The organism is Halomonas sp. SH5A2, assembly GCF_014263395.1.
Lineage (GTDB): Bacteria > Pseudomonadota > Gammaproteobacteria > Pseudomonadales > Halomonadaceae > Vreelandella.
The window spans coordinates 140,902-165,172 of sequence record NZ_CP058321.1 but is presented as its reverse complement, the minus strand read 5'-3'; the positions used below and the strand labels follow the sequence as shown (position 1 = coordinate 165,172).

The 24,271-nt window shown below is 58.5% G+C and carries 20 protein-coding genes and 4 tRNA genes; 8 read left to right on the top strand and 16 right to left on the bottom strand.

Going from position 1 to position 24,271, the window contains the following annotated elements; genetic code table 11:
• Positions 1 to 8 precede the first annotated feature (8 nt).
• The 13 genes from rpoB to HXW73_RS00720 all read right to left on the bottom strand — a co-directional run bounded on the left by rpoB (position 9) and on the right by HXW73_RS00720 (position 10,459).
• Positions 9 to 4,085, bottom strand: coding sequence for a DNA-directed RNA polymerase subunit beta (rpoB, locus tag HXW73_RS00780; RefSeq protein WP_186254468.1), 4,077 nt, complete (start codon positions 4,083 to 4,085; stop codon positions 9 to 11).
• 252 nt (positions 4,086 to 4,337) lie between these two features.
• Positions 4,338 to 4,709 carry a 50S ribosomal protein L7/L12 gene (rplL, locus tag HXW73_RS00775; protein WP_066318605.1) on the bottom strand — a complete coding sequence of 124 codons (372 nt, stop codon included), beginning with the start codon at positions 4,707 to 4,709 and terminating at the stop codon, positions 4,338 to 4,340.
• 94 nt (positions 4,710 to 4,803) lie between these two features.
• Positions 4,804 to 5,304, bottom strand: coding sequence for a 50S ribosomal protein L10 (rplJ, locus tag HXW73_RS00770; protein ID WP_186254467.1), 501 nt, complete (start codon positions 5,302 to 5,304; stop codon positions 4,804 to 4,806).
• 306 nt (positions 5,305 to 5,610) lie between these two features.
• Complete coding sequence (gene rplA / locus HXW73_RS00765) at positions 5,611 to 6,303, bottom strand: 50S ribosomal protein L1 (protein ID WP_186254466.1); 693 nt, start codon at positions 6,301 to 6,303, stop codon at positions 5,611 to 5,613.
• A gap of 2 nt (positions 6,304 to 6,305) precedes the next feature.
• Entirely contained in the window at positions 6,306 to 6,737 is a 432-nt protein-coding gene (gene rplK / locus HXW73_RS00760; protein WP_066318614.1) for a 50S ribosomal protein L11, read from the bottom strand.
• Between the two features lie 140 nt (positions 6,738 to 6,877).
• Complete coding sequence (gene nusG / locus HXW73_RS00755; RefSeq protein WP_186254465.1) at positions 6,878 to 7,411, bottom strand: transcription termination/antitermination protein NusG; 534 nt, start codon at positions 7,409 to 7,411, stop codon at positions 6,878 to 6,880.
• A gap of 8 nt (positions 7,412 to 7,419) precedes the next feature.
• Positions 7,420 to 7,803 (bottom strand): preprotein translocase subunit SecE, encoded by a 384-nt coding sequence (secE, locus tag HXW73_RS00750; RefSeq protein WP_085917608.1) that lies wholly within the window; start codon positions 7,801 to 7,803, stop codon positions 7,420 to 7,422.
• A gap of 72 nt (positions 7,804 to 7,875) precedes the next feature.
• A tRNA-Trp gene (locus tag HXW73_RS00745) sits at positions 7,876 to 7,951 on the bottom strand.
• Positions 7,952 to 8,107: 156 nt separating this feature from the next.
• Positions 8,108 to 8,182, bottom strand: a tRNA-Thr gene (locus HXW73_RS00740).
• Between the two features lie 46 nt (positions 8,183 to 8,228).
• Positions 8,229 to 8,302 (bottom strand) — tRNA-Gly (locus HXW73_RS00735).
• A gap of 103 nt (positions 8,303 to 8,405) precedes the next feature.
• Positions 8,406 to 8,489, bottom strand: a tRNA-Tyr gene (locus HXW73_RS00730).
• A 147-nt stretch (positions 8,490 to 8,636) separates the two neighbouring features.
• Positions 8,637 to 9,476 carry a type III pantothenate kinase gene (locus tag HXW73_RS00725; protein ID WP_085917607.1) on the bottom strand — a complete coding sequence of 280 codons (840 nt, stop codon included), beginning with the start codon at positions 9,474 to 9,476 and terminating at the stop codon, positions 8,637 to 8,639.
• Positions 9,473 to 10,459, bottom strand: coding sequence for a biotin--[acetyl-CoA-carboxylase] ligase (locus tag HXW73_RS00720; RefSeq protein ID WP_186254464.1), 987 nt, complete (start codon positions 10,457 to 10,459; stop codon positions 9,473 to 9,475). The genes HXW73_RS00725 and HXW73_RS00720 overlap by 4 nt, the downstream gene beginning before the upstream one ends.
• A gap of 162 nt (positions 10,460 to 10,621) precedes the next feature.
• Between HXW73_RS00720 and typA the strand changes: the two genes are divergently transcribed.
• From typA to HXW73_RS00695, 5 genes are all read left to right on the top strand, one after another.
• The gene (typA, locus tag HXW73_RS00715; RefSeq protein ID WP_186254463.1) at positions 10,622 to 12,448 is read left to right on the top strand and encodes a translational GTPase TypA; all 1,827 of its coding nucleotides are present in this window, start codon (positions 10,622 to 10,624) and stop codon (positions 12,446 to 12,448) included.
• 224 nt (positions 12,449 to 12,672) lie between these two features.
• Complete coding sequence (locus HXW73_RS00710) at positions 12,673 to 13,443, top strand: ABC transporter ATP-binding protein (RefSeq protein WP_186254462.1); 771 nt, start codon at positions 12,673 to 12,675, stop codon at positions 13,441 to 13,443.
• Positions 13,444 to 13,514: 71 nt separating this feature from the next.
• Entirely contained in the window at positions 13,515 to 14,219 is a 705-nt protein-coding gene (locus HXW73_RS00705) for an ABC transporter ATP-binding protein (protein WP_186254461.1), read from the top strand.
• Positions 14,220 to 14,235: 16 nt separating this feature from the next.
• A complete protein-coding gene (locus HXW73_RS00700; RefSeq protein ID WP_186254460.1) occupies positions 14,236 to 15,237 on the top strand; it encodes a branched-chain amino acid ABC transporter permease in 1,002 nt (333 codons plus the stop codon).
• A complete protein-coding gene (locus HXW73_RS00695) occupies positions 15,237 to 16,553 on the top strand; it encodes a branched-chain amino acid ABC transporter permease (RefSeq protein ID WP_186254459.1) in 1,317 nt (438 codons plus the stop codon). The genes HXW73_RS00700 and HXW73_RS00695 overlap by 1 nt, the downstream gene beginning before the upstream one ends.
• A 64-nt stretch (positions 16,554 to 16,617) precedes the next feature.
• Here the strand turns inward: HXW73_RS00695 and HXW73_RS00690 are convergent, their stop codons facing one another.
• Positions 16,618 to 17,829, bottom strand: a complete 1,212-nt coding sequence (locus tag HXW73_RS00690) for an ABC transporter substrate-binding protein (protein ID WP_186254458.1) — start codon at positions 17,827 to 17,829, stop codon at positions 16,618 to 16,620.
• A gap of 105 nt (positions 17,830 to 17,934) precedes the next feature.
• Entirely contained in the window at positions 17,935 to 18,171 is a 237-nt protein-coding gene (locus tag HXW73_RS00685) for a hypothetical protein (RefSeq protein WP_186254457.1), read from the bottom strand.
• Positions 18,172 to 18,236: 65 nt separating this feature from the next.
• Between HXW73_RS00685 and HXW73_RS00680 the strand changes: the two genes are divergently transcribed.
• The gene (locus HXW73_RS00680) at positions 18,237 to 19,040 is read left to right on the top strand and encodes a redoxin family protein (protein ID WP_186254456.1); all 804 of its coding nucleotides are present in this window, start codon (positions 18,237 to 18,239) and stop codon (positions 19,038 to 19,040) included.
• Between the two features lie 114 nt (positions 19,041 to 19,154).
• A complete protein-coding gene (gene rapA / locus HXW73_RS00675; RefSeq protein WP_186254455.1) occupies positions 19,155 to 22,100 on the top strand; it encodes an RNA polymerase-associated protein RapA in 2,946 nt (981 codons plus the stop codon).
• A gap of 3 nt (positions 22,101 to 22,103) precedes the next feature.
• Here rapA and HXW73_RS00670 read toward each other — a convergent pair whose 3' ends face one another.
• Positions 22,104 to 23,024 carry a TIGR01777 family oxidoreductase gene (locus HXW73_RS00670; protein WP_186254454.1) on the bottom strand — a complete coding sequence of 307 codons (921 nt, stop codon included), beginning with the start codon at positions 23,022 to 23,024 and terminating at the stop codon, positions 22,104 to 22,106.
• A 153-nt stretch (positions 23,025 to 23,177) separates the two neighbouring features.
• On the opposite strand from HXW73_RS00670, the gene HXW73_RS00665 reads away from it, so the two are divergent.
• Entirely contained in the window at positions 23,178 to 24,239 is a 1,062-nt protein-coding gene (locus HXW73_RS00665; protein WP_186254453.1) for an NAD(P)/FAD-dependent oxidoreductase, read from the top strand.
• Positions 24,240 to 24,271: the final 32 nt, after the last annotated feature.

The window sequence follows — 24,271 nt, the reverse complement described above, 5'->3', positions numbered from 1 at the left end:
GACGGCTCCTAGCTCTCTAACTCGATATCGATGCCCAGCGAGCGGATTTCCTTCACAAGTACGTTGAAGGATTCCGGCATGCCTGCCTGCATGGTGTGGTCGCCATCCACGATGTTTTTATACATCTTGGTGCGCCCTTCGACGTCGTCCGATTTGACGGTGAGCATCTCTTGCAGCGTGTAGGCCGCGCCATAAGCTTCCAGCGCCCACACTTCCATCTCACCAAAGCGCTGGCCACCGAACTGCGCTTTACCGCCCAGCGGCTGCTGGGTGACGAGCGAGTAAGAACCGGTAGAACGCGCGTGCATCTTATCGTCGACCAAGTGGTTCAGCTTGAGCATGTACATGTAGCCAACGGTAACAGGGCGGTCAAACGCATCCCCGGAACGACCGTCGTACAATGTCATCTGACCCGACTCGGGAATGTCCGCCAGCTTGAGCAGATGCTTGATTTCGTGCTCTTGAGCACCGTCAAACACCGGCGTTGCCATGGGCACACCCGCTTTAAGATTTTTCGCCAGCGCAATGACTTCGTCATCACTCAGCGAATCGATGTCTTCGACCCGCGTGCCTGGCGTGTTGTATACCTGCCCCAGGAAGTCGCGAATCTCTGCCACTTGCTGTTCACGTGCGTCGCGCAGCATGGCTTCAATCTTGACGCCTAGACCACGCGCGGCCATGCCCAGGTGGGTTTCGAGAATCTGGCCCACGTTCATCCGCGACGGGACACCCAAGGGGTTCAGCACCACGTCAACCGGCTCGCCTTGATCGTCGAACGGCATGTCTTCGACGGGCATGATCGCCGAGATAACACCCTTGTTACCGTGGCGGCCAGCCATCTTGTCGCCCGGCTGAATGCGGCGCTTCACAGCCATGTAAACCTTGACGATTTTGAGCACGCCCGGTGCGAGATCATCGCCCTGGGTCAGCTTGCGCTTCTTGTCTTCAAAGCGCTCGTCCATTTCTTTACGGCGGTTTTCCAGCTGCTCATCGGCCTGGGCCAGCAGCTCGTTAACGCTTTCATCCTGCATGCGCAGCTTGAACCACTGCTGACGCGGCAACTCGTCCAGGTACGCTGCATCAAGCGTATCGCCTTTCTTGAGGTTCGGGCCGCCGTTAACTACCTGACCTTCCAGGGTCCGCTTGAGACGCACGAACGTCGCATCTTCAGCGATACGGTAAGTTTCCTGCAGATCCTTACGCACCTCATCCAGCTGCATTTGCTCGATGGCAAGCGCACGGGAGTCTTTCTCGACGCCGTCACGAGTAAACACCTGAACGTCGATGACCGTGCCTTTCATGCCGGTGGGGGCACGCAGCGAGGTATCTTTTACGTCAGATGCTTTCTCGCCGAAGATGGCACGTAGCAGCTTTTCTTCCGGCGTCAGCTGGGTTTCGCCCTTGGGCGTTACCTTACCGACCAGGATGTCCCCCGGACCGACTTCGGCACCGATGTAAACGACACCCGCCTCGTCCAGCTTGCCAAGCGCCGATTCACCGACGTTGGGGATATCCGCGGTAATCTCTTCCGGCCCCAACTTGGTGTCACGCGACACGCTGGTCAGTTCCTGAATGTGAATGGTGGTGAAACGGTCTTCCTGGGCCGCCCGCTCGGAAAGCAGGATGGAGTCCTCGAAGTTGTAGCCGTTCCAGGGCATAAAGGCGATGCGCATGTTCTGACCCAGCGCCAGATCGCCCATGTCCACCGACGGGCCATCGGCGAGGATATCGCCACGCGCCACGTCGTCACCAGGCCGCACGATGGGGCGCTGGTTCATACAGGTGTTCTGGTTCGAACGGGTGTACTTGGTCAGGTTGTAGATATCGACCCCGGCTTCGCCGCCGATGATCTCGTCCTCATTGACCCTTACCACCACACGACGCGCATCGACGGAATCGATCACCCCGCCACGACGGGCAACAGCACAGACACCCGAGTCACGCGCTACGAAGCGTTCCATGCCCGTACCCACCAGCGGCTTCTCGGCACGCAGCGTGGGCACCGCCTGACGCTGCATGTTGGAGCCCATCAAGGCACGGTTAGCATCGTCGTGCTCAAGGAACGGGATCAATGCTGCTGCCACCGATACCACCTGGCGCGGCGACACATCCATCAGCGTGACCTGCTCAGGGCGCATGAAGGTGGTTTCGCCCTTGTGACGCGCCTGTACCAGATCGTCACTCAGCTTGCCGGATTCATCCACGGCGGCAGATGCCTGAGCGATGACGAAGTCACCCTCTTCGATTGCCGAGAGGTGAACGATGTCGTCGGTCAACTGGCGATCCACGACCTTACGGTAAGGCGTTTCCAGGAAACCGTAGCTGTTGGTGTGGCTGTAGGTGGCCAGCGAGTTGATCAGACCGATGTTCGGGCCTTCCGGCGTTTCGATCGGGCATAGACGACCGTAGTGCGTGGCGTGTACGTCACGTACTTCGAAGCCAGCGCGCTCACGGGTCAAACCACCCGGGCCGAGAGCAGAAACACGGCGCTTGTGAGTCACCTCGGAAAGCGGGTTGTTCTGGTCCATGAACTGAGAAAGCTGCGAGGAACCAAAGAACTCTTTCACCGCCGCTGCCACTGGCTTGGCGTTGATCAGGTCTTGCGGCATCAGGCCTTCGCTTTCCGCCATGGAAAGGCGCTCTTTCACCGCGCGCTCAACACGCACCAGGCCGACACGGAACTGGTTCTCGGCCATTTCACCAACGCAGCGAATACGGCGGTTGCCCAAGTGGTCGATATCGTCAACGTCGCCAAAGCCGTTACGGATATTGATCAGCTCGCGGAGGACATCGAGGATATCTTTACGGTCCAATATGCCGGAGCCGGTATCCCCATCACCGCGTAAGCGGCGATTGAACTTCATGCGGCCCACGCCCGAAAGGTCGTAACGGTCTTCAGTGAAGAACAGATTGTGGAACAGCGTCTCGGCAGCTTCCTTGGTAGGCGGCTCGCCGGGGCGCATCATGCGGTAGATTTCCACCAGCGCTTCCAGCTGCGACCCGGTGGTATCGAGCTTCAGCGTGTCTGAGATGAAAGAACCGCAGTCCAGATCGTTGGTATACAGCGTTTCAATCCGCTTGATACCGCCCTTGGCCATGGCTTCCAGAATCTCTGGCGTGATTTCAGTATTGCATGGGCAGATCAGCTCGCCAGTCTTGCTGTCGACCTGGTCTTTGGCCAGGGTTTTACCGAACAGGTACTCCATCGGCACATCCAGGCGATCAAGACCGGCTTTTTCGAGCTGGCGGATGTGCTTTTGGGTAATCCGGCGACCTTCTTCAACGATGGTCTCTCCGTTGCCGTCCTTGATGTCAAAGGTGGCGGTTTCACCACGCAGACGCGACGGCACCAGCTCCACGGAAAAGCCTGACTTTTCAACGTGGAAGATGCTGGTTTCAAAGAATTCGCCGAGAATCTCTTCGGCACTCATGCCCAGCGCACGCATCAATACCGTAGCCGGCAATTTACGGCGACGGTCAATACGAACGAAGACGTTGTCTTTGGGATCGAACTCGAAGTCCAGCCAGGAACCACGGTAAGGAATCACCCGCGCTGAATAGAGCAGCTTGCCGGATGAGTGGCTCTTACCTTTGTCATGATCGAAGAAAACACCGGGTGAGCGGTGGAGCTGGGACACAATGACCCGCTCGGTACCGTTGATCACAAAGGTACCGTTCTCCGTCATCAGGGGGATCTCCCCCATGTAGACTTCTTGCTCTTTGATATCTTTGATTGCTTTATTCGAGGAATCGCGATCATAAATGATCAAGCGAACCTTGACGCGCAGCGGCGCAGAATACGTGACTCCGCGCAGCTGGCACTCCTTAACATCGAACGCCGGCGTGCCGAACCGGTAGCTGACATACTCAAGCGCCGCATTACCGGAGAAGCTCTCAATCGGAAACACGGACTTGAACGCCGCGTGCAGACCGATCTCGTGCCGCTCGTCGGGCGAACGATCTTGCTGGAGGAAGTCGTAATAGGAATCAAGCTGGATGGCCAGCAAGTAAGGCACATCCATCACTTGTGGCAGTTTGCCGAAATCCTTGCGGATGCGTTTTTTCTCAGTATATGAGTAAGCCATCTGTATTCCCCAGCTTGTTCACCATGGGTGACCGATGCGTGGTCATCTGCCCTGCGGCCGTGTCAGACGCGAACAGCAAGCTCCTGATCGGGTAGCTCGCCGTCGAAAATCTTGATCGATAACAGTCTTGCGATAACCGTACTACAACGATTCTGCTTCACCGTTCAGTTACAACAGAAAAAGGCCGGCAGCGGGAGTTCCCGCCGCCAGCCGTGGAAGCTTACGCAGCGCGTAAAGCCATCGGCACAAGAATTACTTGAGCTCGACGCTTGCGCCGGCTTCTTCCAGCTTCGTCTTAGCTGTTTCAGCGTCTTCCTTGGCCATACCTTCTTTGATGGTCGCCGGTGCGCCGTCAACGGCACCCTTAGCTTCCTTAAGGCCAAGACCGGTGATCTCACGTACTGCTTTGATGACGTTAACTTTCTTGTCACCAGCAGAGGTCAGCACCAGGTCAAATTCGGTCTGCTCTTCTTCAACAGCCGCTTCGCCGCCGCCAGGGCCAGCAACAACAGCTGCCGCGGCAGTAACGCCGAATTTTTCTTCCATTGCTTCAATTAGCTCGACAACTTCCATGACGGACATGTCGGCTACAGCATTGATGATATCGTCTTTGGTCAGTGCCATTGTTTCATTCCTAACTTTGCGGGAGTCTCGGTTTGCCGACGACTCGGGATTCATTGCTCGGTTCAAGCAACCTCAGGCTGCACGAAAAAAGCGTTTAAGCCGCTTCTTCTTTCTGGCTGCGCAGGGCATCCAGTGTGCGAACCAGCTTGCCAGCGGAGGCTTCTTTCATTACCGACATCAGTTGGGCAATTGCTTCATCGTAAGTCGGCAGGGTTGCCAGACGGTCGATGTCAGCAGCCGGGATCAGCTCACCTTCGTAGGCCAGCGCTTTAACTTCGAAGTCTTTGTCATCTTTGGCGAACTCTTTGAACAAACGAGCGGCAGCGCCCGGATGATCAGTCGAGAAAGCCAACAGAGTTGGACCAACGAAGCTCTCGGTCAGGCACTCCCATTGAGTGCCTTCGAGAGCGCGGCGAGCCAGCGTATTACGTACAACACGCAGCTCTACGCCGTTCTCACGTGCCTGCTTACGCAGATCGGTCATTTTGCTGACCGGTACACCGCGAGAATCGGCAACTACGACGGAGAGTGCGCCCTTGGCCGCTTCACTGACCTCGGCAACAATCGCTTTCTTGCCTTCAAGTGCTAGTGGCACAGTGATCACTCCTTCGTGCCGAAACCTGTTTATAAGGTCTCGGTGGTTACCATCTCTTCCAGGTGGTCAGTTGACCATCGCTGGAAGCCTTGGGGATGGTGCTCACCAGAAAGCGGCTTGCTAAAAAGCGTTACCAACTGGCGGCCACACCATCTGCGCAGGCGCTTTGAGCAATTAAGCCGCGTTTTTTAGTACCAACTGCATACGTCCAAAGCGCGGCACCTGCGGTCTTTGACGGTGCCTCGGCATGACCGAGGGACCGCAAAGTTATTGCTCGGTTGTTGCTAGAACCTGACGAACACCCGCTTATACGTAAGCGGAATGATCGATCGTCAAACCCGGCCCCATGGTAGTAGACAGGGTGACTTTCTTAAAGTAGATGCCTTTTGACGTGCTTGGCTTGAGACGCTTCAGGTCGGCAACCAACGCTTCAACGTTGCCGTTGATAGACGCCGCATCGAAATCCACTTTACCGACGGTAGTATGGATGATGCCGTTCTTGTCGGTACGGAAGCGCACCTGACCCGCCTTGGCATTTTTAACCGCCGTCGCCACATCGGGCGTGACGGTACCAACTTTCGGGTTAGGCATCAGGCCGCGCGGACCCAGAATCTGACCCAGCTGACCGACAACGCGCATGGCGTCTGGAGAGGCAATCACGACGTCAAAGTCCATCACGCCTTTCTTGACCTGCTCGGCCAGATCGTCCATGCCTACAATGTCGGCGCCTGCTTCTTTAGCGGCATCGGCATTGGCACCCTGGGTAAAGACAGCAACACGCACGTCTTTACCGGTGCCGTTAGGCATGACAGTAGCGCCACGCACCACCTGGTCTGATTTACGCGGGTCAACGCCCAGATTAATCGCCACGTCGACAGATTCTTTGAACTTGACCGTCGACAGCTCGGAAAGCAGGGAAACCGCCTCTTCAAGCGAATAGACCTTGTTGGTATCGATCTTTTCGCGAATCAGCTTGGCACGCTTAGTAAGTTTCGCCATGATTAGAGACCCTCCACGTTGAGGCCCATGCTACGAGCACTGCCCGCGATGGTGCGAACCGCTGCGTCCATATCAGCCGCTGTCAAATCCGGCTCTTTGGTCGTAGCGATTTCTTCAAGCTGCTCGCGCGTTACCGTGCCGACCTTCTTCTTGTTCGGCTCGCCGGAACCCGACTTGATGCCAGCTGCTTTCTTAAGCAGCACAGCCGCCGGCGGCGTCTTGGTAATGAACGTGAAGCTGCGGTCAGAGTAGACCGTAATCACGACAGGCGTCGGCAGACCAGGCTCGATGTCCTGAGTCTCTGCGTTGAACGCCTTACAGAATTCCATGATATTCACGCCGTGCTGACCCAGCGCAGGGCCGACGGGCGGACTTGGATTGGCTTTACCTGCAGCAACCTGCAGTTTGATGTAAGCCTGTACTTTCTTGGCCATCGTTTTACTCCAGTTGGGTAATAACGCCTCTCGGCTCCCCGGTAACAGCCAGATGACATTATCGCCACCTGACACGAATCAAATCAAAACATGACGTATCACGAACGCCTGGCGACTTTTACCCGCCAGGATATCGCCCGCTATTCTTTCTCTACCTGCGCAAACTCGAGCTCTACAGGCGTTGCACGCCCAAAGATCAGCACACTGACCTGCAGGCGGCTTTTCTCGTAATTGACTTCTTCCACAACGCCATTGAAATCAGCGAAGGGACCATCAACCACACGAACCGACTGACCCGGCTCGAACATATGTTTCGGCCGCGGCTTGTCGGTACCGTCTTTCACGCGACGCAGAATGGCATCGGCTTCACGGGTAGTAATGGGCGCCGGCTTTTCCTTGGTACCACCAATGAAACCCATCACGCGGGGCGTTTCATTGACCAGATGCCAAGTGTCGTCGGCCATTTCCATCTCGACAAGCACGTAGCCGGGATAGAACTTGCGCTCACTCTTGCGACGCTTGCCGTCACGCATTTCAACGACTTCTTCAGTCGGCACCAGAATCTCGCCAAAACGATCTTCCACGCCGTACATCTTGACGCGCTCGATCAAGGAGCGCATCACGTGCTTTTCAAAGCCGGAATAGGCGTGAACGACGTACCAACGTTTGGACATGCAAACTCCTAACCAATAACGCCGGACATCGCCCAGCCAAGAAGAGTGTCAATCAACCAGAGCATCAACCCAACCACCAGCACAGCGACAAGCACAATGGCCGTAGTCTGAATGGTCTCGGGCCGAGTTGGCCATACAACGCGCTGAATCTCTTTCTTAGCGCTTATTGCCAGCTCTACCAACTCACGCCCTTTGGTCGTAGTAAGCGCCAGCAGACCCGCTGCAACACACAACACCACGACACCCAACACGCGGTAGATCAGACCAATATCGGCAAAATAGGTATTACCTACAACGGCAACGACAAGCAACGCAATGACTGCAGCCCACTTGAGCCCGTCATGGCGCGACTGTTGCACCTCAGCGCCATGTTTTACAGAACTCGGCTTCATAAAAACGAGACTCCTCAGGGTGCAGCAAGCGACAAAGGAATTCTTTAAAAGACATACCAATCTGGGGAAGATTGGCAGGCCAGGAGGGAATCGAACCCCCAACCTGCGGTTTTGGAGACCGCTGCTCTGCCAATTGAGCTACTGGCCTGTATCAATTATTACGCAGGTAACTTCTTCAGCCTACGCAACAGCGGGCGCCATGATAGCGGACAAAAAGCCACCTGACAACCCTTACTCACACCAACCGCTTTCCAACAGTTGGGGACAGCGACAAAAAAAGCGAGCATCGCTCGCTTTTTGAATATGGAGCTCATGGACGGATTTGAACCGTCGACCTCACCCTTACCAAGGGTGTGCTCTACCCCTGAGCTACATGAGCCAATTACCTATACAGACTAAGCACCCATATGAACTAAGCACTTAACTGGAGCGGGCGGCGGGAATCGAACCCGCACCATCAGCTTGGAAGGCTGAGGTTCTACCATTGAACTACGCCCGCACAACTTGCTTCAGAATGTCCATCCGCAGCGCGCCTGCTCGTGATATCACCCGCTTTCGGCTTTCATTCTACGGCATCGACATTTGTCGCTGACGCTTAAAACTGGTGGAGAGGGAAGGATTCGAACCTTCGAAGCTTTCGCGGCAGATTTACAGTCTGCTCCCTTTGGCCACTCGGGAACCTCTCCAACTAAGGCGGCACATTATGCCAAGCTCCAAAGCCGTGTCAAGCTCACTTTAACTTGCAGTGACCCCAACGGCCTTTGCCTTCAACAACATAGGGTTTTATCACCCTACGCATGCTGGCCGCATGCCTTGGAACGCGCTGCATTTTGTCAAAGCAGCATGGAGAATGCAAGGCCCGCACGGATTTTTTCCAATGACACCGGCTCAGGAACACGGGGGGCGCCCGCCATTTTGCCCGCGCGTTCGGCAAAGGTGAGCGGGAAGCGTGCCTCAAGCCCGCCGTAGACCATATCAGGCCACACCGCATGGGGCACCTGCACCCCTCGCGAAACCACGCGAGCATCGCCCCCCGTCAGCAGCATCGGCAGGGCAACGCCTTCTTGGTCACACACCTCGCTGTAAATGCGGTTAATGGCACTCACCGCCGCCATATAAATGCCATGGTTCACGGCGTCGACCGTTCGCCGTCCTGGCTCCAGCAAGGCGTCCGCTTCGCTTTCCGGGTCAATCGCTACATTACGCGTTCCCAGCTTCAGGCTTTCCTTCATCAGACGCAGTCCGGGGACGATAAAACCACCCAGGTGCTGCCCGCCTGGCAGCACGAAGTCGATGGTAATGGCACTACCACAGTCTACCGCACAGCAGCCGCCCGCCAGCTGATAGCCGGCCAGGGCACCCAGCCAACGGTCAACGCCTAACCGCTCGGGCTCTTCATAGCCGTTGACCACGCCCAGCGCCTCAGCGGTTGACCGGGCAACGTGGACATTACGCACGCGCCGACGCAACAGCCCAACGGTCTCCTCTAGCACGGCCGCCCGAGCAACACTTGAAATACGCACGGCCTCAACCACGTCGAGGTCGGGTATATCCGCCCCGGGCCGCCATTCCTCACGCGTCCATACGGCCCCACGCGACCGTATCTCACTGCTGTCAGCGTCTTTAAGGCGCCACTTGGACAAGGTGTTGCCAATATCTAAATCTAGAATCATAAGCGCCTACGTACGCTGATTTCACCGCCCGACAAGCGTTTTGACTGCCCCGATGCCGTTACCCACAAGCTACCGCTGTCGTCGACATCGCAAGCAACGGCCTCGTAGACCTGGCTTCCCTGAGTGACGCGAATGGATTGACCAGCATAAGCATGTCGTTCATTCCAAGCAGCGCGCCAAGACGCGAAACCTTGCTGCTCAAAACCGGCAAGCATAGCCAGTAGCCCCGCCACAACATCCGCCGCTAGCTGGTTACGGGAAAGCGACGGCAAGTCATCAAACAGTGCCGCTACCGGTTGTTCAATGGCTTCACGCATTGCGTCGGGCAGCGAGAGGTTCATCCCCATGCCTATCACCACCTCGCACGGGCCGGCCGCATCCCCGGTCACTTCTACCAATATGCCCGCCAGCTTGCCCAACTCATCGCTGTCGCGCTGGGCGAGTAAAATATCGTTGGGCCATTTCAGCCGAGGGGCGACGCCGTGCTGCTCAAGCACCTGGGCGACCACCACGCCAACCGCCAGACTCAAGCCTTCCAGGGCATTCACACCTGCCTCGAAACGCCAACCGACTGAGAGCATCAGACTTTGCCCCCAGGGCGTTGTCCATACCCGCCCCCGCCGACCGCGCCCCGCCGTTTGCAGCTCGACGAGACACACTTCTGCGTGGCCAGCTCCCTGTTCAAACCGCTCACGCAGGTAGGCATTGCTCGAGGGCAACTGGTCTTCGACAAATAGGCGGGCAAGGTGATGGCGTGCCGAGGCGGGCAGGCGCTCCACAATTTTTGCCCCGACAAGAGGCTCCAATGGCTGGGCGAGACGATAGCCACGTCCCTTTACCGCCACCAGCGACACGCCGAGCGCCTCTAGCTTTTTTAGCTGCTTCCATACAGCAGCGCGTGAAACGCCTAGCGCCTCGCCTAATTGTTCACCGGAATGAACCTCGCCATCGCTTAGCAGCCGCATCAGGTTGCCGATGCTCATGTCCTTGCCCCATCTGGGAAAACGTCTATCTTACCGGATGCGCCAGCAGCGCGAAAACTACTACCAAAAGTTAATGTATTGATGCCTTGCACAATACAATGCTGGTAGTGGACCGCACCGAGACCCTATAATGCCGCCCTATTTTTCTAGCAGGATCGCGTCGTGATCGAGAATCTTCGCAACATTGCCATTATCGCCCACGTTGACCATGGTAAAACTACCCTGGTCGATAAACTTTTGAGCCAGTCCGGCACGCTCGACCGCAAAGCCGAAGGGCAAGAGCGGATCATGGACTCCAATGACCAGGAAAAGGAGCGTGGCATCACCATCCTGGCCAAAAATACGGCGATCAAGTGGCAGGATGGCAACGGTACTGACTACCACATCAATATCGTGGACACGCCCGGACACGCTGATTTCGGCGGTGAAGTCGAGCGTGTCATGTCGATGGTGGACTCGGTATTGCTACTCGTTGACGCCGTTGATGGCCCGATGCCGCAGACCCGCTTTGTTACCCAGAAAGCCTTCGACCGTGGCCTGAAGCCGATCGTCGTGGTCAATAAGATCGACCGCCCCGGCGCGCGCCCCGACTGGGTTATCGACCAGATCTTTGACCTGTTCGATAACCTGGGCGCTTCCGACGACCAGCTCGATTTCCCGATTATTTATTGCTCTGCCTTGAACGGCATTGCCGGCCCCGACCCGGAAGAGCTGGCCGACGACATGACGCCCATGTTCCAGTCGATTGTCGATATCGTCGATGCCCCCAAGGTCGAAAGCGACGGCCCCTTCCAGATGCAGATTTCAGCACTGGACTACAACAGCTATGTGGGCGTTATCGGCCTGGGCCGTATTTCCCGCGGCAGCGTCAAGCCCAACCAGCAGATCACCATCGTGACCAAGGAAGGCCAGTCGCGCAAAGGCAAGATCGGCCAGGTGATGACCCACATGGGCCTTGACCGGGTACAGACCGACGAAGCCACAGCCGGCGATATCATCTGCATCACCGGCATCGAGAACCTGGCGATTTCCGACACGCTGTGCGACGTCAACAACGTTGAAGCTTTGCCGCCTCTAACCGTCGACGAACCGACTGTGTCGATGACCTTTCAGGTCAACGACTCGCCGTTTGCCGGGAAAGACGGCAAGTTCGTGACCAGCCGCAACATCAAGGATCGCCTGGAGCAGGAACTCATCCACAACGTCGCGCTGCGCGTTGAGCAGGGCGAGACCCCGGAGAAATTCAAGGTCTCCGGGCGTGGCGAACTGCACCTGTCCGTGTTGATCGAATCCATGCGTCGTGAAGGCTTCGAGCTGGCAGTCGGTCGTCCCGAGGTGATCATCAGGGAAATCGACGGTGAGCAGCAGGAGCCCTACGAAGAAGTCATTATCGACTGTGAGGAGCAGCACCAGGGCGCCATCATGGAAGAACTTGGCTATCGCAAGGGCGAGATGACCAACATGAACCCGGATGGCAAAGGCCGCGTTCGCTTGGACTTCATCATCCCTGCTCGCGGCCTGATCGGCTTCCGTGGCCAGTTCCTAACCCTGACCTCGGGCACCGGCATTTTGACCAGCCGCTTTGACCACTACGGCCCGCTGAAGCCGGATGCCTCTATCGAGCGGCGTAACGGCGTGATGGTGTCGATGGTCGATGGCAAAGCACTGGCCTATGCGCTTTACACCCTTCAGGAACGCGGCAAGCTGATCGTCGATCACGCCACCGAAGTTTATGAAGGCATGCTGATCGGCATCAACAACCGTGCCAACGACATGGTGGTTAACCCGACCAAGGGTAAAAAGCTCGATAACATGCGCTCAACGGGTAACGATGAAAACATCGTGCTGACACCGCCGATCAACTTCACCCTGGAGCAGGCCATCGAGTTCCTTGACTCCGACGAGCTGGTGGAAGTGACGCCGAGCCATATTCGCCTGCGCAAGAAGCTACTCAAGGAAAACGAGCGTAAACGCTCCAGCAAGAAGTAAGCCCTCGAAGCCCGCCTATCTCAGCGGGCTTTTTTTTGCCTGCCCCGACCCTGCCATGTTGACCACACGCGTTTGCCAAGCGACTCCCCCAACGCAACCTTAACGGTTACCTGCTGGAAAGCCGCTTCGGTGTAGCGCAAAGTAGCGCTATCCCTGGTACAGGGAATCATTTTATTATCCAATTCATACAAACGTTTTGATCATCACTGCCGTCAAGGAAACCCATGACCCCGCTTATCGAGGTTCAACAGGTCAATAAGGCCTTTGGTGGCCTGCAGGTCATCAACGACTGCTCTATTCGCGTCGAGAAAGGTTCGATTACCGGCATGATCGGTCCTAACGGCGCGGGTAAGTCGACGTTATTCAACTTGATGGCCGGCGCGTTACAGCCCGATAGCGGACGTATCCTGCTGGAAGGCGAGGATATTACCGCGCTCAGCGCGGATCAGCGCTTTCATAAAGGCCTGTTGCGCACCTTCCAGATTGCCCATGAGTTCACCCACATGAGCGCTCTGGAAAACTTGATGATGGTACCCCCGCAGCAAGCCGGGGAAAACCTGTTCACGACCTGGTTCAAACCCGGCCTGGTGCGCCGCGAGGAAGCCGAGGTGCGCCGTCGCGCGCTTGAGGTCATCGACTTTATAGGCCTTCACCATGTGCGCAATGAGCTGGCTGGCAACCTGTCCGGCGGCCAGAAGAAGCTGTTGGAGCTGGGCCGCACGATGATGACCGACGCCAAAATCGTACTTCTCGATGAAATCGCCGCTGGCGTCAACCGCACCTTGCTCGGCGACCTGGTCGGCAACATCGAACGCCTCAATCGCGAGATGGGCTACACCTTCCTGGTCATCGAGCACGACATGGACATGATCGCCCGGCTCTGCGACCCGGTCATCGTGCTGGCCCAGGGCCAGGTCATGGTCGAAGGCCATATTCAGGATATCCAGAATAACCCCGAGGTCATCGAGGCCTATTTCGGTGCCGGGGCAGCGTGACGGATGAAGGCGCCAAGCTTCCTTAAATGCCACGAGCCATCAGTTGGCAATCAACAAGAGACTTTTTCACCATGCCTTTAATCGAAGCGCGCGACGTTTATGGCGGCTATGGCGGCATGAATATCCTCAATGGGGTGGACATGTCGCTGGAAGCTGACGAAATCGGGGTGATTGTCGGCCCGAACGGAGCGGGTAAATCGACCCTACTGAAAGCGATCTTCGGGCTTCTGCACGTCAATCAGGGTGACATTCTGCTCCATGGCAAGCCCATTCAAAATTTACCCCCCCACCAGCTGGTGGAACGCGGTATGGGTTTTGTTCCCCAGGAAAAGAACGTTTTCCCAAGCCTCACCGTGCAGGAAAACCTGGAAATGGGGGCCTTTCTGAAGCCGCAGAACGTGAAGCGCATGCTGGGCCAGGTTTACGAGTTCTTTCTGCCCCTGCAGGAAAAGCGTCACCAGCCGGCGGGGGAGCTGTCCGGTGGTCAGCGCCAGATGGTCGCCATGGGCCGCGCGCTAATGGCCGAACCCAGCTTGCTGCTGCTCGATGAACCCACCGCCGGGCTTTCGCCGCTATTTATGAACGAGATTTTTGACCGCGTCAGGCACATCAACGCAGCTGGGGTGGGCATCCTGATGGTAGAACAAAACGCCAAGCAAGCGCTGGCCATTGCCGATAAAGGCTTTGTGTTGGCAGCGGGCCAAAACCGCTTTACCGATACCGGCGCGGCACTGCTTGCCGACCCGGACGTGGCGAAAAGCTTTTTGGGCGGATAGCCCAGGGGACAATAACGTGAATGAACTGGTTTTCTTTGTTAACAACGTCGTGATCGCCGGTAGCGTGACGGGCGCCATCTACGCCATTGGGGCCATCGGTGTCACGCTGATTTTCAGCATCATGCGCTTTGCCCATTTCGCCCACGCCGACATGATGACCTTCGGCGCCTTTATGGTGCTGCTGCTCACGACCCTCTTCCCAGGCGTGGGGATGAGCATCGGCGTGCCCACGGCGATCGTCATGCTGCCTGTTGCCATGCTGCTGACCGCCTGCCTGGCGGTGGGCATTGATAAAGCGTTTTATAAGCCGCTGCGCGCCCACGGGGTCAAGCCCATCGTCATGGTCATCGCTTCGCTGGGTGTCACCTTGATCTTACAGGGCTTGATTCGCCTGTTTTCAGGCACCGGCGGCCAGGGCCTGTACGTTGATGACCGTAAGGCGATTTTCCGCATGCTGCCATTTGAAGACGTTCGCGTGCCCATCGTGATTACCGAGCCGCAAATTTACCTGTTCGGGATCACCCTGGTGGCGGTGATCGCCCTGCACCTGTTTTTAAGTCGCTCGCGACTCGGTAAAGCCATGCGGGCCATGTCCGACAACCCCGAGCTGGCCCAAGCCTCGGGCATCAACACCAATACCATTGTCGCCGTAACCTGGGTGATTGCCGGTGGACTTGCCGCCATTGCCGGCACGCTGCTGTCGCTGGACGTGACGTTTAAACCCGACCTGAGCTTTTTCCTGCTGCTACCGATTTTCGCAGCCGCCATCGTGGGGGGCGTAGGCCACCCCTACGGGGCCGTCGCGGGCGGATTTGTAGTCGCCTTTGCCGAAACCCTGGCGGTGTTTAACTGGGCCGTCTTGTTGCGCCCCTTCCGCGATAGCCTGCCCACCTGGCTCGAGTTGCCGTCCAATTTAGCCTTTGTGGGGACCGAGTATAAAATCGTCGTGCCGTTTTTCATTCTGGTCGCCATCCTCGTTTGGCGACCCACCGGCATCTTTAAAGGCAAGGTGATCTGATGGCTGATAATAATCCGTCCTATACCCCGCAGGATGCCACGCCCAAGGCGTCGCGGCTGCCACTGCGCGAACTTTGCCTGTTCGGCGCACTACTGATCACCATTGTCGGCGTCTATGCGGCGATGGGGGCGGCCTATAGTACCCGCATGCTGGTCGAAGCCGCGTGTTACGCCGTCTTGGCGCTGGGGCTGACCATTCAATGGGGCTATGCGGGCCAATTCAATGCCGGTGTCATGGGTTTCGTCGCCCTGGGCGGTGTCAGCGCCATGCTGTTCAGCGTCCCGGTCAACGACGCTTTCTGGGACAGCGAACTGCCTGCCGAGCTTGGCAAGGTGTTGCTGTATGCCATCGGGGCCACGCTACTGGTCGTGGCCGCCACCAAGCTCACTCGGCTGGGCGTGCCCAAACGGGTGCGCACCGTGTTCGCTGTGCTGCTGGCCATCGTGCTGTACCTTGTCGTCATCAGTATGCTGCGTGACGTGACCGCCGATATTGAGTCCCAGGCTGACTTCGTCGGCGGGTTGGGCTTGCCCCCCTGGCTCGGCTGGATCTTTGGCGGCGCGCTGGCAGGCGTCGTGGGCTACTTCATCGGCCATGTATGCCTGGGTTTGCGCAGTGACTATCTGGCCATCGCCACCCTGGGTATCGCCGAGATCATCAAGGCATTCCTGAAAAATTCCGACTGGCTGACCCGCGGCACCGCGACAGTCTCACCACTGCCCTGGCCAACGCCCGGACCGGCAGAACTGGGCTTTACCCTTTCCCGGGCGATATACCTGTCGCTGACGGCGGTGATCATTGCCGCGATCTTCTTTCTGCTCCACCGGGCTTATCATGCCCCCTGGGGACGCATGATCCGCGCCATTCGTGACAACGAGATATCGTCGGCGGCCATGGGCAAGGATATCAACAGGCGGCGTCTGGAGATTTTCGTCCTCGGCTGCATTCTGATGGGCATTGGTGGCGGGATGCTGGCCAGCTTCAACAGCCTGTTTGACCCCAACGGTTACCTGCCGCTCAACCATACCTTTCTGGTGCTGGTCATGGTGATTCTGGGGGGGCCGGGCAACAACTTGGGCACCATTTTCGGCGCTGTCGCGGTGTATATCATCTGGATCATGTCGGAACCGCTGGCGCTGTACCTGATGGATCTCGCCGTGGCTTTCGGTAGCTTTGCCTTCGACTGGCAAGCTCCTGCCAACATCGACAGCCGCGCCCTCCAGGCGAGGGTATTGGTGATTGGCGTATTGGTGACGCTGGTATTGCGCTTCGCGCCTAAAGGACTACTGCCGGAGCGCGTCAAGCAGCACGACTAAGCCCTAAAAAAACCGCCCCAGCGATTGGCCGGGGCGGTGGTTGACTTTGCTTATCCGTTGACGGCTATTCGTCGGCGAGTTCGCCTACCCGTTTGAATTCGCCGTCTTCAACGGTCATTTCCACAACGATACCGGGCACGTCGCCACTTTCGTTGAACTCATGACTGCCGGAGGCGCCTTCATAGTTGATGTCTTCGCCCTGGGCAATCAGCTCAACCGCTTTTTCCCACTCGCCGGGCAAAATGGTTTCACCGGGTGCCGTCGCCACCGAGCGCAATGCGTCAGATAACCCTTCTCGCTCGGCGTTGCCGTTCTGCTCGATGGCCAAGGCCACCAGAAACGCCGCATCATAGGCCTGGGCGGCAAATACCGCTTCGGGGTCAATATCTTCAGCTTCGGCGGCTTCAATAAAGATGTCCGTGCCGGGCAAATCCGGGCTGCCGGGGCGCGTTGCGATCATGCCTTCAAGCACGTTGGCACCCACCGCTTCGACGAGGCTATTGCCCACCATGCCGTCAGCGCCGACATACTGGGTGAATACCCCGCTTTCCGCTGCCTGGCGCAGTACGGTTTGGCCCGATGTATCGGCGTAGGCCAGCACTACTAACGTTTGTACACCGGTCGACGACAGGATGCCCAGTTCAGAGCGGTAGTCGGCACGGTTGTCTTCGTGGGCGAGGCTTTCCACCACGCTGCCACCTTCCGCTTCAAAGGTGCTGGTAAAGGCGTCGGACAACCCCTGACCATAGTCGTTATTAACGAAGGTCACGGCAACGTCTTCAATGCCTTTCTCGATCAGGAGCTTGGCCAGCATTTCGCCCTGGAAGGCGTCAGAGGGCACGGTGCGGAATACCAGGTCGTTGTCGTCAAGCTCGGAGACTGCAGGCGCGGTGGAGGCAGGTGATACCATGAGAACACCGCCGGGGATCGCAGCATTATTGGCCGCCGCGATAGTGGCACCGGTACACAGGGCGCCAACAATGGCGGTGACATCTTCCGAATTGACCATACGGTCCGCCGAATTCGAGGCGGCCGATGCGTCAGAGCAGGTGGTATCGCCCGACGGCATTTCCAGCGTCTGGCCGTCCAGAATGCCGCCCTGCTCGTTAATCTGCTTGACCGCCAACTGCGCGCCATCAAAAATCGGCGGTGTCAGGCTTTCGATGCCCCCGGTAAAGCCCCCCAAAAAGCCCACCTTGACCTGAGCCTGGGCCGCACCTGCCAATGCCAGTGAAGAAACGGCCACGGCCGTGGCAATTATGCGTTTATTCATCATGTTATTAATCGCTCCCTGTAGGAATTAGCGCCCCATCGTCTCGCGCTGGGGTCTGTTCTTAATCTGGAACTGGAACGCTAAAAATACAAGCAACGTTTTCCAACGCTAGCTGTCGCGATCATCCTCGACGCGCTCAGCCCAGCGCTTGCGAGCCAGATTGCGTCGGTAAAGCCGTAATAGTGCGATCGTCAGCGCCGTCGCCAGCATGGCGGCCAGCGTGACACCTTGCCAGGGGCGGGCCGCGTTGCCCATTACCGTCTCCAACGTAATAACCAGTGTCAGGCCAACTGCCTGGGAGCCGATCGCTAGCGCGCGCAGCCTATCGAAAGCGGGTGGGGGCATAACGTCTCCGTAATTTGCAACTCGCATGGTATGGTGCGCCAGTGTAACTGCTAAACGGGAAAACCATGAACGCCATCACCCTTGGCCCGCTACTGATTTCGCTGCCCCGCCTCTACGCCATTGCCTGCGCGCTGGCACTGCTGGTTAGTACACGATATTTATTGGGGCTGCCCCAACGCCGCCATCAGAGGTGGTTTTTGGGCCTGGTGGTCATCTGGCTGGTCGCGGCCCGCTTCGGGCATGTCGCCCTGCATATCGAGAGTTACAGTACCGCTCCGCTGGAGACGCTGAAGCTCTGGAAGCCTGGCTATCAAGGGCTTTGGGGCTTGGCAGCGGGTCTGCTGTGGACGATCTGGTCGCTGCGCGCTCGGCTAATTGCCATGGGCGGTGCCATGGCGCTACTGATCGGGGCCTCGAGCCTGTGGCTGGTACTGGTAACGCTCGCCCCGCTGGGCAGCGACATGAGCTTGAGAAGCCTGCCTGACATTACCCTGGAAGATATCGATGGCGAGCCGGTGCACCTTCCCTCCCTGGCCGACGATCACGACAAGGTCATCGTCAATCTGTGGGCCACCTGGTGTCCGCCCTGCCTGCGCGAAATGCCGCTGCTTGAAGACGCCGACCAACACGCAGGCGTGGCCGTTGTAATCGCCAACCAGGGCGAAGACCTTCTGCCCATTGTGCGCTACCTGGATGAGCAATCGCTGCGCTTTCGCTACGCCCTTCGCGATCCCAGTCAAATGCTGATGTCGCTCGTCGAGGCCCCGGGGCTGCCCACGACGGTGCTGTTCGATGGCGACGGCAATACCCTGGATATTCATGTGGGCGAGCTCACCCAGGCCCATCTGGACCGTTGGCTCGAAGATTGACGACGATACACCTTAATCCTCTAGCGCCTTTGCGTTAGAATCCCTCGCCCTGTTTGTTGCCGGTCATCATGACCGGCCGCGTACGCCCCGTTTTGCAGACTTCCTTGAGGCATCATGAGCGATTTTTCCCCCGGCCAACGCTGGATTAGTGACGGCGAAGCCGAGCTTGGGCTCGGTACCGTGCTTAACTGCGACACCCGTAGCGTTACCATCTTGTTCAGTGCCAGCCAGGAAACCCGCACCTATAATACCCATCAGGCCCCGTTAACCCGCGTCATGTTCGGCAGCGGCGACCGCATTCAGTCGGCTGACGGCTGGCAAATGATCGTCGATGACAGCCAAACAGCCAACGGCTTGATCACCTATAGTGGCGAAGATAACCAGGGCCAACGGCGCGAACTGCCGGAAGCCAAGCTCGCCGACACCATGCAGTTCGACCAGGCCCGCGACCGACTGCTCACTGGTCAGGTCGACCGCAACGACTGGTTCGACCTGCGTTTTCGAACCCTGCACCATCACCAGCGTATCGAGCAGCACAGCGCACTAGGCTTTGCCGGGCCGCGCATCGACCTGGTTCCTCACCAGCTGTATATCGCCGATGAAGTCGCCCGGCGCCATGCGCCGCGCGTCCTGCTGGCCGACGAAGTCGGGCTTGGTAAAACCATTGAGGCCGGTTTGATACTGCATCGGCTGCTTCTGACCGGACGCGCCGAACGGGCACTGATCCTGGTGCCGGACAGCCTGACTCATCAGTGGCTGGTCGAGTTGCTGCGCCGTTTCTCGCTCAACGTCACCCTGTTAGACGAAACCCAGAGCCAGGCCCACGGCAGCGCCAACCCGTTTGAAAGCGCCCAGCTGGTGCTGGCAAGCCAGGGCTGGCTGTTTGCCAATAGCCACCGCCAGGAACAGGCGCAGGCCAGCCACTTTGACCTGCTGATTGTCGACGAAGCCCACCATCTCGACTGGAGCAGCGAGGGCAGCGGCCCCGGCTATCAGTGCGTCGAGCAGCTGGCGGGCGATATTCCCAGCCTGTTGCTGCTCACCGCCACCCCCGAGCAGATGGGCATCGAAAGCCACTTTGCCCGCCTGCGGCTGCTCGACCCCGAACGCTACCACGACCTGGCGCGCTTCAAAGACGAAGAACGTCACTACGGCGAAGTGGCCAGCGCCATTGAGGCCCTCGACGCATTACCCGCCACGCCTGACGCCCGCGTCCATGTCGAAGCCGTTGCCGACGACCGCGACAGCCAGGCGCTGCTTGCCACCCTTTGCAACCCTGAGGCCAGCGCCGACCAGCAAGACGCTGCCCGTGCCCAGCTGCGCGACGCCCTGCTTGACCGCCACGGCACCGGCCGGGTGATGTTTCGCAACAGCCGCCGCCATGTGGGTGGTTTCCCCGAGCGCCGCCTGCACCTGGACGCGCTGGCATTGCCGTCGGCCTATCGCCGTATGCTGCGCCGCCTGGAGCGCGACGACGATTACCTCGACGAACTTCTGATCGAAACCGGCATGGATCACCCGGACGTGCTGATCTACCCGGATGCTGCGTATCGCGAGCTGAGTAACGACCCGCTTCACGGCGAACCCTGGTGGCATATCGACCCGCGGGTTAACTGGCTGCTGGAAAAACTTAGCGACGACAGTGACACCGGTTTCGCCAACGACAAGGTGTTGGTGATTGCCCATCACCGCGACACCGCTGAAGGCCTGGCCGAGGGTCTTCGCGTACTGGGTGGCTATCATGCCCCGGTGTTTCACGAGGGCCTGTCACTGGTCGAACGCGACCGGGCCGCCGCGGCCTTTGCCGATGAAGAAGACGGCTGCCAGGTATTGGTGTGCTCTGAGATTGGCTCAGAGGGGCGAAATTTCCAGTTTTGCCGGCACCTGGTGATGTTTGATATGCCCCAGCATCCCGACCAGTTGGAGCAACGCATTGGTCGCCTTGACAGGATCGGTCAGCGCCACGCCATCGAGATGCACGTGCCCACGTTTACCGGCAGCCCCGGCGAACGCCTGATGCGCTGGTATCACGAGGGCATGGATGCGTTCAGCGCGCCCCACGGTATTGGCAGTGATCTGTTCGACGCCTTTGGCGACGCCCTGGCCGACGCGCTGCTCGACGACGAGATGCTCGATGAAATCATCACCGAGACCCGTGAGATGTTTATCGCCAAATTGGCCGAGCGGGATGCAGGCCGTAACCGCCTGCTGGAGCTCAATGCCTGCCGCCCGGCGCGCGCCCAGCAGGTGGTCGAGGCGGTGCGCGAGCTGGACGACGACAGCGCCCTGCCGCGCTACGTAGAACGCGCGCTGGATGTGTTTGGCGTGGATAGCCAGGAGATCGGCAATGGGCTACTTCACCTCCAGCCGGGGCAGCATATGCTGGACGGGCTGCCTGGGCTGGTAAAAGGCGAAGAAGGGTTTTCGGCTACCTTTGATCGCCATCAGGCACTCGCCCGCGATGACATTCAACGGCTTTCCTGGGAGCATCCGCTGCTGCGTGAAATGATGGGCCGCATTATTGACGGCACCATGGGCAATACCGCGCTGGCATTGCTGGGCCACCCGGCCATCCCCAGCGGCCGTCTGATGACCGAGCTGGTATTCCGCACCCATTGCCCAGCGCCCGCATCGCTGCACCTCAACCGGTTCCTGCCGCCGACGGCAGTCCGCGTATTGCTCGACGAATCGGGAGGCAACCTGACCGACAAGATTTCCTTCACGGGGCTTGGCAAAAACCTGCAAAAGGTCAATAAATCCCTGGCAAGGGACCTGATCAAGAGCCATCACGACAAACTTCGCGGATTGCTCAGACAGGGGGAAGGTGAAGCCGAACGAGAACTACCCAGCATTGTGGAAGCCGCCGAGGCGCGCATGCGCACTCAGTTGGATGGGGAGCTTGCCCGTCTCGCAGCACTGGCGGAACACAACCCGTCAGTGCGCAGCGAAGAATTGGACGCCCTGAAAAAGGAACGCCAGGCCCTCAGTGACGCAATTGAAAACACCCGCCTGCGGCTGGACGCCGTGCGGGTGATTATCACCGTTGACCCAAACGCCTAGGGCCTAAGCACCCTGGTCGGGCTTAAGAATTGCCTCGAGTGCTTTATCGAGGGTCGGATACGAGAACGTGAAACCGGCCTCTTCAAGGCGCTCGGGGCGCATATCGGCACCGGTCAGCAGCAACTGGGACATCTCCCCCAGCCCCGCTTTCAAGACGCAGGCGGGCACGGGTAATACCGCCGGACGGTGCAGCTGCCTGGCCAGGGTCTGGGTGAACTCGGCGTTGGTCACTGGATGCGGCGCACTGCCGTTGAAGGCGCCTGACAGCGAAGCGTCATTGAGCAGGAAAATGATCGCCTCGACCAGGTCATCGCGATGGATCCAGGGCATGAACTGCTTGCCGTCGCCAAAACGGCCCCCCAGCCCCAGCTTGAACGGCGGCAGCATCTTTTGCAGCGTACCGCCGCCTGCCCCCAGGACCAGCCCGATACGCAAAACCGCCAAGCGCACGCCCATGTCCTCGATGGGCTTCGCCGCGGCCTCCCATTCGGCGCACAGCCGGTGGGCAAACTCATCGTGGGGCAAGGTTTTCTCGGTGACGCGCTTACCGCCTTGATCACCGTAATAGCCCATCGCGGAACCACTGACCATCACCTGGGGCAGCGGCTGGCCATTCTCGCCCAACTGCTCGCACAGCGAGACAAGCTGCTCGGTCATCTCGACCCGCGAGCGAATCAGTTCCGTTTTCTGACTATCGCTCCAGCGCTTGGCCGCGATTGACTCGCCCGCCAAGTTAACCAACGCATCCGGCGGGCTGTCGATGAACGCCTGGGCGCTGTCACGGATGTCACATTCACGGGGAAGACGCTCGCGTACTTTATGAGGCGTACGGGAAACCACCTGCACCTCATATCCCTGCGCGATCAACGCTGGACAGAGTCGCTGGCCGACAAAACCACTGCCGCCGGTCACTAGTACACGCATGGTGTTTCTCCCTCTGGTATCGACGAGCAAGCTACGCTCTTTAAGGTTTACATTTCAACTTATTTATACAAGACTATTACGTAGAAAATAAATCGTACATGAATATATGCCAATTCTTTACATCGCGCTGGGCAAGTTCCCTATCAGGTCACCATGACAACCGTCACCTCTGCTTTTCTCTCAAACGTCGCCATTGTCGGTGCTGGCATAGCGGGGCTGGCTTGCGCCAACCTGTTGGCGGAACGCGGCGTCTCAGTGACTGTGTTCGACAAAGCGCGCGGCCCGGGCGGGCGCATGTCGACCAAGCGCCTTGACCAGGCCCAGCTTGATCTGGGTGCCCAGGCATTTACTGCGCGCGATCCAGCCTTCAGGGACGCTGTTGCCGATTGGCTTGCATCGGGGCTCGTTGCTCGCTGGCCGATCATCAGTTATCAGGCTAGTCCAAACGGCTGGCAGCTGCATCATGACCCACACTCCCGCTACACCGGCGTACCCCGCATGAGCGCCATCACCCGCTATCTGGCGGATAGCTTCCAGACCCATCCGCAGACTACGCTGCAGCTTTCAACGCGCATTGAGGCGTTGCAACGCTCACCCAAAGGCTGGCAGCTTCAAGATGCCCAGGGGCATAGTTACGGGCCGTTCGACTACGTCGTGTTGACTACTCCACCGCCGCAGGCATTGCCGCTGGTGGCACCCTGGGAGGCGACACTGGCTGAGGCATGCCGGGCGCGTGACCAGCGCAGCTGTTGGGCGGCCTGGGCGGTGCTGGATGGGCCCCTGCCCGCTCCGCCAGGCGGCCAGAGCGACTGGCAGATGGCCCGTCTTGAGCACCCTGCGCTGCGACTGGTGTCGCGCAACCAGACCAAACCGGGCCGCGAGCAGCAGCCTGAAAGCCTCAGCCTACTGGCGCATCTGGACTGGAGCGATACCCACCTGGAAGACGACCCGCAAGTGGTTGCCGAGTCACTATGGGCTGCCTTTGCTGCGCTTTTCCCGCCCAGCACGCCGTTACCGGAAAGGATTAACAGCGGTGCGCACCGCTGGCGTTACGCTCAGCCAAGCACTGCCGATGACCAGCTATACCTATACAGCGACAGCGGCTTGGCAATGTGCGGGGATAGTTTCACAGTCAGCAGGGTGGAATCGGCATGGGTCTCTGGAACGCAACTAGCCCAGGCGTTAATAGATCGGTCGGTTCATAACAGGGCCTGATAATCACGCACCAATAAGTGAATCCAAAGGTT

What these genes read in the sequence shown, in the direction of transcription:
- HXW73_RS00710 (WP_186254462.1), top strand. Translation starts at nt 12,673, where the DNA reads ATGACCCCGCTTATCGAGGTTCAACAGGTCAATAAGGCCTTTGGTGGC.
- secE (WP_085917608.1), bottom strand. Translation starts at nt 7,803, where the DNA reads ATGAAGCCGAGTTCTGTAAAACATGGCGCTGAGGTGCAACAGTCGCGC.
- HXW73_RS00690 (WP_186254458.1), bottom strand. Translation starts at nt 17,829, where the DNA reads ATGATGAATAAACGCATAATTGCCACGGCCGTGGCCGTTTCTTCACTG.
- HXW73_RS00670 (WP_186254454.1), bottom strand. Translation starts at nt 23,024, where the DNA reads ATGCGTGTACTAGTGACCGGCGGCAGTGGTTTTGTCGGCCAGCGACTC.
- HXW73_RS00680 (WP_186254456.1), top strand. Translation starts at nt 18,237, where the DNA reads ATGAACGCCATCACCCTTGGCCCGCTACTGATTTCGCTGCCCCGCCTC.
- HXW73_RS00725 (WP_085917607.1), bottom strand. Translation starts at nt 9,476, where the DNA reads ATGATTCTAGATTTAGATATTGGCAACACCTTGTCCAAGTGGCGCCTT.
- rplA (WP_186254466.1), bottom strand. Translation starts at nt 6,303, where the DNA reads ATGGCGAAACTTACTAAGCGTGCCAAGCTGATTCGCGAAAAGATCGAT.
- HXW73_RS00720 (WP_186254464.1), bottom strand. Translation starts at nt 10,459, where the DNA reads ATGAGCATCGGCAACCTGATGCGGCTGCTAAGCGATGGCGAGGTTCAT.
- rplK (WP_066318614.1), bottom strand. Translation starts at nt 6,737, where the DNA reads ATGGCCAAGAAAGTACAGGCTTACATCAAACTGCAGGTTGCTGCAGGT.
- HXW73_RS00705 (WP_186254461.1), top strand. Translation starts at nt 13,515, where the DNA reads ATGCCTTTAATCGAAGCGCGCGACGTTTATGGCGGCTATGGCGGCATG.
- rapA (WP_186254455.1), top strand. Translation starts at nt 19,155, where the DNA reads ATGAGCGATTTTTCCCCCGGCCAACGCTGGATTAGTGACGGCGAAGCC.
- rpoB (WP_186254468.1), bottom strand. Translation starts at nt 4,085, where the DNA reads ATGGCTTACTCATATACTGAGAAAAAACGCATCCGCAAGGATTTCGGC.
- HXW73_RS00685 (WP_186254457.1), bottom strand. Translation starts at nt 18,171, where the DNA reads ATGCCCCCACCCGCTTTCGATAGGCTGCGCGCGCTAGCGATCGGCTCC.
- rplL (WP_066318605.1), bottom strand. Translation starts at nt 4,709, where the DNA reads ATGGCACTGACCAAAGACGATATCATCAATGCTGTAGCCGACATGTCC.
- nusG (WP_186254465.1), bottom strand. Translation starts at nt 7,411, where the DNA reads ATGTCCAAACGTTGGTACGTCGTTCACGCCTATTCCGGCTTTGAAAAG.
- HXW73_RS00695 (WP_186254459.1), top strand. Translation starts at nt 15,237, where the DNA reads ATGGCTGATAATAATCCGTCCTATACCCCGCAGGATGCCACGCCCAAG.
- HXW73_RS00665 (WP_186254453.1), top strand. Translation starts at nt 23,178, where the DNA reads ATGACAACCGTCACCTCTGCTTTTCTCTCAAACGTCGCCATTGTCGGT.